This window comes from Micrococcus sp. HMSC31B01 (assembly GCF_001816085.1).
In the GTDB taxonomy this organism is placed as follows: Bacteria; Actinomycetota; Actinomycetes; order Actinomycetales; family Micrococcaceae; genus Micrococcus; species Micrococcus luteus.
On sequence record NZ_KV825037.1, the window covers coordinates 1 to 3,246 of the forward strand.

Annotated in this window: 6 protein-coding genes; all 6 read left to right on the forward strand. The window is 75.5% G+C overall.

The window, feature by feature from the left end; translation table 11 throughout:
* The coding region (gene crtI, locus HMPREF3105_RS04130) for a phytoene desaturase family protein (RefSeq protein WP_141762424.1) at positions 1-907 on the forward strand (907 nt) is incomplete at its 5' end.
* A complete protein-coding gene (locus HMPREF3105_RS04135; protein ID WP_070708834.1) occupies positions 904-1,788 on the forward strand; it encodes a prenyltransferase in 885 nt (294 codons plus the stop codon). The genes crtI and HMPREF3105_RS04135, both read left to right, overlap by 4 nt.
* Entirely contained in the window at positions 1,758-2,147 is a 390-nt protein-coding gene (gene crtYg / locus HMPREF3105_RS04140) for a C50 carotenoid gamma-cyclase subunit alpha CrtYg (RefSeq protein ID WP_070708835.1), read from the forward strand. Before HMPREF3105_RS04135 ends, crtYg begins: the two co-directional genes overlap by 31 nt.
* A complete protein-coding gene (crtYh, locus tag HMPREF3105_RS04145) occupies positions 2,144-2,500 on the forward strand; it encodes a C50 carotenoid gamma-cyclase subunit beta CrtYh (protein ID WP_070708836.1) in 357 nt (118 codons plus the stop codon). The genes crtYg and crtYh overlap by 4 nt, the downstream gene beginning before the upstream one ends.
* A 1-nt stretch (position 2,501) precedes the next feature.
* On the forward strand, positions 2,502-3,053 hold the full coding sequence (locus HMPREF3105_RS04150) for a DUF2238 domain-containing protein (protein ID WP_210401426.1): 552 nt from the start codon (positions 2,502-2,504) through the stop codon (positions 3,051-3,053).
* Positions 3,050-3,246: glycosyltransferase (locus tag HMPREF3105_RS04155; protein WP_141762425.1), on the forward strand; the 197-nt coding region annotated here is incomplete at its 3' end. The genes HMPREF3105_RS04150 and HMPREF3105_RS04155, both read left to right, overlap by 4 nt.

Below are 3,246 nucleotides of genomic sequence, written 5' to 3' on the forward strand. Positions count from 1 at the left end.
TCCCGCCCCCGCCGGCCGCCTCGGACGCCCGGCCGCCCGCCTGCCCAGGCCGGGAGCAGCCCGCGGGGACGAGGGCCGACGTCGCCGCCCGGGCCGGGTGACCGGCGTCGCCTGGCGGTCCGACGACGGCGCCGCGGGACGCCTCGACGCCGATGTGGTGGTGGCCGCCGCGGACCTGCACCACGTGCAGACCCGTCTGCTGCCTCCCGACCGGCGCGTCGCGGAGTCCACGTGGGACCGGCGCGACCCCGGCCCCTCCGGCGTGCTCGTGTGCGTGGGCGTGCGCGGATCCCTGCCCCAGCTGGCCCACCACACCCTGCTGTTCACGGCGGACTGGGAGGACAACTTCGGGCGCATCGAACGGGGAGAGGACCTCGCCGCGGACACGTCGATCTACGTCTCGCGCACCTCCGCCACGGACCCGGGCGTGGCCCCGGAGGGCGACGAGAACCTCTTCATCCTCGTCCCGGCCCCCGCCGAGCCGGGGTGGGGGCGCGGCGGCATCCGGGTCCGTGACGGCCAGGGCTGGCGGGTGGACCGCGCCGGGGACGCCCAGGTGGAGGCCGTGGCGGACCGGGCCCTCGACCAGCTGGCCCGATGGGCCGGGATCCCGGACCTGGCCGAGCGCATCGTGGTGCGGCGCACCTACGGGCCCGGTGACTTCGCCGCGGACGTGCACGCCTGGCGGGGTTCGCTGCTGGGCCCCGGGCACACGCTGGCGCAGTCGGCCATGTTCCGTCCCTCGGTGCGGGACGCGGACGTGGCCGGCCTGATGTACGCGGGCTCCTCGGTGCGCCCGGGCATCGGGGTGCCCATGTGCCTGATCTCCGCCGAAGTGGTCCGGGACGAACTGCGCCACGACGCGCGCAGGGCCCGGCCCGCGGGCCCCGGGGGGAGCGGCGCATGATCCGCACCCTCTTCTGGGCGTCCCGGCCGGTCAGCTGGGTGAACACGGCGTACCCGTTCGCCGCCGCCGCGATCCTGACCGGGGGGCTGCCCGCGTGGCTGGTGGTCCTGGGCGTCGTGTTCTTCCTCGTGCCCTACAACCTGGCCATGTACGGCATCAATGACGTGTTCGACTTCGCCTCGGACCTGCGCAACCCCCGCAAGGGGGGCGTGGAGGGCTCCGTGCTGGGCGACCCCGCGGTGCGCCGCCGGGTGCTGGCGTGGTCGGTGCTGCTGCCCGTGCCGTTCGTGGCCGTGCTCGCGGGCTGGTCCGCCGTGCGGGGCGAGTGGGCCGCCGTGCTGGTGCTGGCGGTGAGCCTGTTCGCGGTGGTGGCGTACTCCTGGGCGGGGCTGCGGTTCAAGGAGCGGCCCTTCCTGGACGCCGCGACCTCCGCCACCCACTTCGTCTCCCCCGCGGTCTACGGCCTCGTGCTGGCCGGGGCGACCCCCACGCCCGCCCTGGCGGCGCTGCTGGGGGCGTTCTTCCTGTGGGGCATGGCCTCGCAGATGTTCGGGGCGGTGCAGGACGTGGTGCCGGACCGGGAGGGGGGCCTGGCCTCGGTGGCCACCGTGCTGGGCGCTCGGCGCACCGTCCTGCTCGCCGCCGGCCTGTACGCGGCGGCGGGCCTGCTGCTGTTGGCCACCGACCCGCCGGGTCCGCTTGCGGCGCTGCTGGCCGTGCCCTACGTGGTGAACACCCTGCGCTTCCGCCGCATCACGGACGCCACCTCGGGCGCGGCCCACCGCGGCTGGCAGCTGTTCCTTCCGCTGAACTACGTGACCGGCTTCCTCGTGACCCTGCTGCTGATCGGGTGGGCGCTGACCCGGGGGGCGGCGGGATGATCTACCTGCTGGCCCTGCTGGGTGTCATCGGCTGCATGCTGCTGGTGGACCGGCGCTTCGAGCTGTTCCTGTGGCATCGCCCGCTCCCGGCGCTGCTGGTGCTGGCCGCCGGGGTGGCCTACTTCTTCGCCTGGGACCTGTGGGGGATCGCCGAAGGCGTGTTCCTGCACCGGCAGTCGCCCTACATGACCGGGGTGATGCTCGCCCCCCAGCTGCCCCTGGAGGAGGGGTTCTTCCTGCTCTTCCTCAGCCAGATCACGATGGTGCTGTTCACCGGGGCGCTGCGCCTGCTGCGCGGCCGGGGACGCGACGCCCGTGCCGCGACGCCGGCCGATCCGACCGACGGGGGGAGCCGGTGACCTTCCTCGACCTCGTCCTCGTCTTCGTGGGCCTCGCCCTGGCCGTGCTCGTGGGCGCCGCCCTCGTCGGCCGCGTGCGGGGCGAGCACCTGCGGGCCGTGACGGCCACCCTGGTGGCCCTGTGGGCCCTCACGGCGGTCTTCGACAACGTGATGATCGCCGCGGGGCTCTTCGACTACGGCCATGAGCTGCTGGTGGGTGCCTACGTGGGCCAGGCGCCCGTGGAGGACTTCGCCTACCCGCTCGGCTCCGCCCTGCTGCTGCCGGCGCTCTGGCTGCTGCTGACGAGCCGTGGTCGTGCCGGTCGGCGCGGCCCTCGGCCGGGACGCCGCCCCCACCCGGACGATCGCTGACATGCTGCCGCTGATCCCCGCAGACCTGTTGCGCGCGCTCGGCCTGATCCTCGTCCCGGTCGCGGCGGTGCACGCCGGATGGCCGTCCGCGGCGGCGATGCTGCTCGTGTTCGGCTCCCAGTGGCTCACCCGCTGGCTCGCCCCGGGCGGCGCCCTGGACTGGGCCGCACAGGCGGTCCTGCTGCTGGCCGGGTGGCTGAGCGTCATCGGCCTCTACCCACGGGTGCCGTGGCTGGACCTGCTCGTGCACGCCGCCGCCTCCGCCGTGGTCGCCTGTCTGACGGCACTGGTGGTGGGGGCATGGCTCCGGCGTCGGGGGACCGAGGCCGGGCAGGCCGTGGCGCTGCTCGGCCCGGGCCTGGCCGGGCTGGGGATCGCGGCCGCCGCCGTGGCCCTGGGCGTGGTGTGGGAGCTGGCCGAATGGTGGGGGCACACGGCGGTGACCCCCGAGATCGGCGTGGGCTACACGGACACCATCGGCGACCTCGCCGCCGATCTCGTCGGCGCCGGGATCGGCGCCGCCCTCGCCGTGCGCCGGGAGCGCAGCCGGTGACCCCGGCCCGCCCCACGGTCTCCGTGGTCGTCCCGGTGCTCGACGACGCCGAGCACCTGCGTGTGTGCCTCGCCCTGCTGGCCGCCCAGAGCCGGCCGGCGCTGGAGGTGGTGGTGGTGGACAACGGCTGCGTGGACGACTCGGCGATGCTCGCCCGCGCCGCCGGCGCGCGGGTGGTGCACGAGCCGCGCCG